The 6049-nt window shown below is 72.2% G+C and carries 6 protein-coding genes; 4 read left to right on the top strand and 2 right to left on the bottom strand.

Annotation, left to right across the window (positions count from 1 at the left end):
* Positions 1-21 precede the first annotated feature (21 nt).
* Positions 22-1374: an HD-GYP domain-containing protein gene (locus tag ACIQ6S_RS13005; RefSeq protein ID WP_397608731.1), complete on the bottom strand. Its 1353-nt coding sequence runs from the start codon at positions 1372-1374 to the stop codon at positions 22-24.
* 162 nt (positions 1375-1536) lie between these two features.
* On the opposite strand from ACIQ6S_RS13005, the gene ACIQ6S_RS13010 reads away from it, so the two are divergent.
* From ACIQ6S_RS13010 to ACIQ6S_RS13025, 4 genes are read left to right on the top strand one after another with little or no spacing between them, the layout of a single operon-like run.
* Entirely contained in the window at positions 1537-2049 is a 513-nt protein-coding gene (locus ACIQ6S_RS13010) for a FixH family protein (protein WP_397596376.1), read from the top strand.
* On the top strand, positions 2036-4462 hold the full coding sequence (locus ACIQ6S_RS13015) for a heavy metal translocating P-type ATPase (protein ID WP_397608732.1): 2427 nt from the start codon (positions 2036-2038) through the stop codon (positions 4460-4462). The genes ACIQ6S_RS13010 and ACIQ6S_RS13015 overlap by 14 nt, the downstream gene beginning before the upstream one ends.
* Positions 4459-4653: a cbb3-type cytochrome oxidase assembly protein CcoS gene (gene ccoS / locus ACIQ6S_RS13020; protein WP_397608733.1), complete on the top strand. Its 195-nt coding sequence runs from the start codon at positions 4459-4461 to the stop codon at positions 4651-4653. Before ACIQ6S_RS13015 ends, ccoS begins: the two co-directional genes overlap by 4 nt.
* Positions 4643-5353 (top strand): sulfite exporter TauE/SafE family protein, encoded by a 711-nt coding sequence (locus ACIQ6S_RS13025; RefSeq protein ID WP_397608734.1) that lies wholly within the window; start codon positions 4643-4645, stop codon positions 5351-5353. Before ccoS ends, ACIQ6S_RS13025 begins: the two co-directional genes overlap by 11 nt.
* A 9-nt stretch (positions 5354-5362) precedes the next feature.
* On the opposite strand, the gene ACIQ6S_RS13030 is transcribed toward ACIQ6S_RS13025, so the two are convergent.
* On the bottom strand, positions 5363-6049 hold a 687-nt coding region (locus ACIQ6S_RS13030), incomplete at its 5' end, for a helix-turn-helix domain-containing protein (protein WP_397608735.1).

Consider the following 6049-nt stretch of genomic DNA (forward strand, 5'->3'; position numbering starts at 1 on the left):
CTTTGCCGCGCGATGCCGCGCTTACTGCGACAGCCAGAGCCTCTCCATGTTCGGGAAGTTCCACTTGTCGGCCGATTCGAGGCCGACGATGCGGTCGCCGCAGTCCGGCGCGCCCAAGTCGATGTCCTTGATGAACACCGGCTCGCGCTTGCGGGCGTTGAAGAACACCCGCACCTTCGGCGCCAGCAGCGAGCTTTCGCCCTGCTCCAGCACCACGCCGAGGCGATCGGATTCGAGCCGCACCAGCGCGCCGACCGGATAGATGCCGACGCTGCGGATGAAGGCCTTCAGCATCGACTCGTCGAAGTGCCCCTTCCAGCTGACCATGCGCTGCAGCGATTCGGCAGGGCCCCAGGCCTTCTTGTACGGCCGATTCGAAGTGATCGCGTCATACACATCGCAGACCGCGCCCATGCGCGCCATCAGGCCGATCGCATCGCCCTTGAGGTTGTGCGGGTAGCCGCTGCCGTCGAACTTCTCGTGGTGGTGCAGGGCCACGTCCAGAACCGCTTCGGACGCGCTGCCCGACTGCACGAGCATGTGGTACCCGCGCACCGGATGCGCCTTCATGATTTTGAATTCGTCGTCGCTGAGCGCGCCGGGCTTGTTCAGCACGGTCAGCGGCATCGCGGCCTTGCCGAGGTCGTGCAGCATCCCGGCCGCGCCCGCATCGCGGACCTGCTCTTCCGGCAGGCCCAACCGACGCGCCAGCGAGACCATCAGCGCGCAGACCGCCACCGAGTGCATGTAGGTGTATTCGTCGTGGTTCTTCAGGCGCACGACGCTGAGCAGGGCATCGGGATGCCGGCTCACCGAATCGTTGATCTCCTCGACCATCGGCATGACGGCCTCGGGCTGGATGGCCCGGCCGAGGCGCGCGTCGTTGAACAGCGCGACCACCTGCGCCTTGCTGTCCTGGCAGATGCGCCGAGCGCGATGCAGCTCCTGGTCCATGCTTTCGCGCGGCACCAGCGGAGCGGCCACGGGCGGGGCCACCGGCGCGGCGACGGCATCGACCACCGCCTCCGCGGGCGCCTCGCGGGCGTCCTCTGATTCTTCCGACCGATCGCCGGCTGGCACCGGGGATGGGCCCGGGGCGTCCTGCGTCGCTGCCACGGCATCGCCTTCGGCGGCATCACCCTCCGTGGCTGCGACGGCAGCCGTCGGGGCGTCGGCGGTGCCGTCGTCCTCGACATCGAAGCCCTTGTCGGTGTCGATGATCAGTTCTTCGACGCCACCTTCGGCCAACACCGCGATATCGCGCGCTTCGAGCAGGAAGCCGTTCTTCACGAACGCGTGGTGCAAGCCCGAACCGCCGAGGCGGTGGAACCACATGCCGGCGCGCGCGCGGCTGATGGGAACGGGCTTGATCATCGTCACCAGCTTACGACCTCACGACGGCGTCCACAGGGGGTTGCGTCAAGGATTTGCCATCGATGACAGGGGGCGATTGATCGAACGCAAACACGGCCGGGGCGGTGTCGGCCACACTGGCGCCGTTCCTGCCCGGTTCCTCGGGCCTTCCTTGCGCCCGCCATGCCCCTGAAAGCGAAAAATCCCGTGCTGCTGGTGCTCATCGGCCTGCCGGTGGCCACGCTGGCTGCTGGCGTCGCCACGCTGGCCATTATCGGCCGGGGCGGCCTCGACACCGTGGGCGACCCGGTCCGCCGCACCGCCCAGGTGCAGCAGGTCGACCTCGCCGCCGACGCCGCCGCGCGACGGCTCGACTTGGGCGGGCAGCTATCCCTCGAAGGGCCGCAACTGCGGGTGGTGGTGCCTCGCCTCGACCGCGGGGCGGATCTGCGCCTGCACCTTGAGCACCCGCTGGACGCCGCGCAGGACGTCGCGCTCGCGCTGGCCCCGGCCGACGGCGCGTGGCAGGCGCTGGCCTTCGACCCGAACGTGGGCTGGCGGGTGTCGCTGGCCCCGGCCGACGGCGCATGGCGGCTGGTCGCGCGCTGGCCGCGGGGCGCCCGAAGCATCGATCTCGCACCCGCCGTGGCGAGCGACGATCCCGCGAACCCCGGCATCGGCGATGGCCCCGGCTGACGGCCAGGCCACGGTGAGGCGCGACGCCGTCGCCGCGTCGGCGACGGCCTGCGCACACTGCGGCGAAACGGCCACCCATGTCGTCCACGGCACCGTTGACGGCGTCGAGCACGCCTACTGCTGCCAGGGCTGCGCCGGCGCAGCGGCGTGGATCGCCTCGGAAGGCTTCGGCGACTACTACCGCTGGCGCAGCGCACCCGGCCCGCGGGTCGAAGCGGCCGACGACTACGGCGACTGGGACCGCGCCGAGATGCTCGAGGCCCATTCGGAAGCAGCGGACGGTGGCCGGGCCATCCGGCTCGCGCTCGGCGGCATGCACTGCGCCGCCTGCGCCTGGCTGGTCGACAAGGCCCTGCGGCAGGCCCCCGGCGTGCTCGACGTTCGGGCCAACGCCGTCGATGGCCGCCTCCACCTTCGTTGGGACCCGGCGCGGACGCCGCTTTCGGCCCTGCTGCAGCGGGTCGGGCGGCTCGGCTACCGACCGGCCCTGCTGGCCTCGCCGGCGCGCGACGCGGAACAACGCCGGGAACGCCGTCGCCAACTGATCGCGCTGGGCATCGCCGGGCTCGGCACGCTGCAGGCGATGATGTTTTCCGAAGCGCTCTACCTCGACACCGCCAACCAGATGCCGGAGGCCACGCGCGACGCCTTCCGCTGGGTGACGGCCGCCGTTTCTGCCCCGGTGGTGTTCATCGCCGGCGCCCCCTTCCTCCGCGGCATGTGGTCCGAGTGGCGGATGCGACTGCCGGGCATGGACACCCTGATCGGCGGCGGCATCCTGCTGGCCTGGACCGGCTCGTTGTTCGAGACGTTCCGCGGCGGCCCGCAGGTGTGGTTCGACGCCGCTGTGATGTTCGTGCTGTTCCTGCTGGCGGCGCGTTTCCTCGAAGCCCGCCTGCGCGACGCCAACACCGCCCGACTCGACGCCATCGCCGGCGCGCAGCCGGCCATGGCCTGGCGCCTGCAGGACGACCGGCTCGAAGCGGTTCCGGCCCGCGAACTGGCGATCGGCGACCTCGTGCAGGTCGGCACCGGGCATGCCCTGCCCTGCGATGGCACGGTCGTCGGCGACGACGCTTGGGTCGACGAGGCCCTGCTCACGGGCGAATCGACGCCGCTCCGCCGTCGCCACGGCGATGCGGTACTGGCCGGCAGCCACGTACACGCCGGAACGCTGCGCATGCGGGCCACGGCCGTTGGCGCCGCCACCGCGATGTCGCAGGTCGCCCGGCAGGTCGCGCAGGCGCGCGAGCAACGGCCGGCCATGGCCGGCTGGGCGGAAGCCATCGCGCGGCGCGTCGTCGCGGCCACGCTCGTGCTGTCGGCCATGGTCGCGGTGGCCTGGTGGCTGGTCGAGCCGAGCAACGCTTTCCCGGCAACGCTGGCGGTGCTGGTCGCCACCTGCCCCTGCGCGCTGGCCTTGGCCGTGCCCGCCGCCATCGCACGCGCACAATCGCGATTGCTGGCCCGCGGCGTGCTCGCGCTGGGGCCGGACGCCCTGCCGCGGCTCGCGAGCATCGATCGCGTCGCTTTCGACAAGACCGGCACCCTGACCCGCGGCGAACCGCAGTTGCTCGAGATCCAATCGCTCGCGGGGCGGGATGCGGAAACCTTGCGCGGTATCGCTGCCCACCTCGAAGTCGGCGTCGCCCATCCGCTGGCCAAGGCTTTCGGTGCGGCACCCGAGGGGCGATCCGCGGACGCGGTCGTGCTTCACCCCGGCGAAGGCGTGGAGGGCCGGATCGACGGCGCGCTCTGGCGCCTCGGCCGCCGGTGCTTCGTGGACCCCGCGGCAGCTGCGGATGACGGCGGACTCTGGCTGTCCCGCGAGGGCGTGCTCGAAGCGCGCTTCGACGTCGATGACGCGCCCCGCGACGATGCCGCGGCCACGGTCACGGCCCTGGCGCGGGACGGCATGGCGCCGCGGATCCTCAGTGGCGATGCCGAGGCCCGCGTGGCTGCGCTCGGCGGCAGGCTGGGCATCGACGCCGCCCATCGTCAGTCGCGTCTGTCACCGGAGGGCAAGCTCGCCGCCCTGCGGACGCTGCAGGCTGCCGGGCACCGAGTGCTGATGGTGGGGGACGGCGTCAACGATGCCGCCGTGCTCGCCGCGGCGGACGTGTCGGCGGCCATGGCGAGTGGCGCGTCCCTGGCACAGCGACAGGCCGACCTCGTGCTGCTGGGTTCGCGCCTCGAGCCCTTGCGTTACGCCATGCGCCTCGCCGGCCAGACGCAGGCGATCGTGCGCCAGAACATCGTCTGGGCCATTGCCTACAACGCGCTGATGCTGCCGCTGGCCGCCCTCGGCATCGTCGGCCCCGGCCTCGCCGCGCTCGGCATGGCGCTGTCGTCGCTGGCCGTCACCGCGAACGCTTGGCGCATCGGCCGCGGCCTCGAGGGCGGCGCGCCATGAACGTGCTGCTGTTCCTCGTGCCGATCTCGTTGCTGCTGGTCGGCCTGGCGCTGGCGGTGTTCGCCTGGGCGGTGCGCAGCGGGCAGTTCGAAGACCTCGACACGCCCTCGCTCGATATCCTCGGCGACGAGCGCGCCCCGCCGTCCCGCCCCGCGGAATCGACCCCGGACGCGTCTCGCGATGCCGATTGACCTGCTGGTGCTCGGCGCCGCCCTGCTGACCGGCCTGCTCGGTAGCGCGCACTGTGGCGCGATGTGCGGCGGCATCGCCGTCGGTCTCGGCAGCGCCGGCCCGGCGTCCGGCGCCGCCTATCGCGCCGTCGCGACGAACGTCGGGCGCGTCCTGGGCTATGTCGCGGCCGGTGCGCTGGTCGGCGGCCTCGGCGGCGGCCTGCTCGGCATCCTCGACATTGATGGCCTAGGCACCGCGCTGCGCACCGGCGTCGGTCTCGTGCTGCTGCTGGCCGCGGTGCGCATCGCCCGCCCGCGTTTCGCCGCGACTTTGCCGGCCCTGCCGATCTGGCGCTGGCTGGCTCCGCTGCGCGCGCGCCTGCCGGGCGACGGGCCGCTGCGGCCCTGGTTGCTGGGCCTGCTCTGGGGCTGGCTGCCCTGCGGCTTCTCGGCGACCGTGCTCACCGCCGCCTGGCTCGAAGCCGATGCCCTGCACGGCGCCCTGCTGATGGGCGCGTTCGGCCTCGGCACGCTGCCGCTGATGACCAGCCTCGGCTGGAGCGGCGCGCGGCTCGGGCTCGACACACCCCGCTGGCGGACGATCGGCGCCATCGCCATCGGCAGCAGCGGCGTGTTGACGCTCGCCGCGCCCTGGCTGGTCTCGCTACCGATGCTGCACTCGGCGCTGGCGGCGCTGGGCTGCCGCAGCCTCGCCGGCTGATCGCCGCGCTCAGCGACGGCCGGCGCAGCGCTCGCCGTCGCCTTCCTCGCCGTGCGCGATGCTCGCGAGGCGCTCGGGCTCGAGCACTTCAAGGTGGCGCCCCTTCACGGCGATGACGCCCTCGTCCTGCAGCTTCGACAGGCCGCGGCTCACGGTTTCGATCACGAGGCTCAGGTAACTGCCGATGTCGGAACGGCTCATCGGCAGGTGCAATCGGGTCGGATCGCGCCCCAGCCGCTGCTGCCGCTCACACAGGCCATGCAGGAACATCGCCAACCGCTCCTGCGCCTGCTTGCGACCGAGCAGTTCAAGATGGTCCTGGTGGCGGGCCATGCCCTCGCCGAGCGCGCGCATCATCTGCCGCTGGAACTCGAGGCGCTGCGTCGCGACCCGCTCCAGCGCCGGCAGCGGCACCTCGCAGACCTGGGCGGATTCGAGCGCCACGGCGTCGGTGCTGAAACGACCGTCGCGCAAGCCTTCGAGGCCGATCAGCTCGCCGGGGAAATAGAAGCCGATCACCTGCTCGTCGCCGGCCTCGTTGATCGCCACGGTCTTGAAGCCACCGCTCTGGGCGACGAAGACCGAGCGCATCGGCTCGCCCGCACGGAACAGCACGGCGTCCTTGCCCATCGGCCGGCGCGCCAGCACGGCGCCGGACAGCCGCTCGATGTCCTCGATGCCGACCAGCGCGGGCTT

The organism is Silanimonas sp. (assembly GCF_044377035.1).
Classification (GTDB): Bacteria; Pseudomonadota; Gammaproteobacteria; order Xanthomonadales; family Xanthomonadaceae; genus Silanimonas.

What these genes read in the sequence shown, in the direction of transcription:
- ACIQ6S_RS13005 (WP_397608731.1), bottom strand. Translation starts at nt 1,374, where the DNA reads ATGATCAAGCCCGTTCCCATCAGCCGCGCGCGCGCCGGCATGTGGTTC.
- ACIQ6S_RS13025 (WP_397608734.1), top strand. Translation starts at nt 4,643, where the DNA reads ATGCCGATTGACCTGCTGGTGCTCGGCGCCGCCCTGCTGACCGGCCTG.
- ccoS (WP_397608733.1), top strand. Translation starts at nt 4,459, where the DNA reads ATGAACGTGCTGCTGTTCCTCGTGCCGATCTCGTTGCTGCTGGTCGGC.
- ACIQ6S_RS13015 (WP_397608732.1), top strand. Translation starts at nt 2,036, where the DNA reads ATGGCCCCGGCTGACGGCCAGGCCACGGTGAGGCGCGACGCCGTCGCC.
- ACIQ6S_RS13010 (WP_397596376.1), top strand. Translation starts at nt 1,537, where the DNA reads ATGCCCCTGAAAGCGAAAAATCCCGTGCTGCTGGTGCTCATCGGCCTG.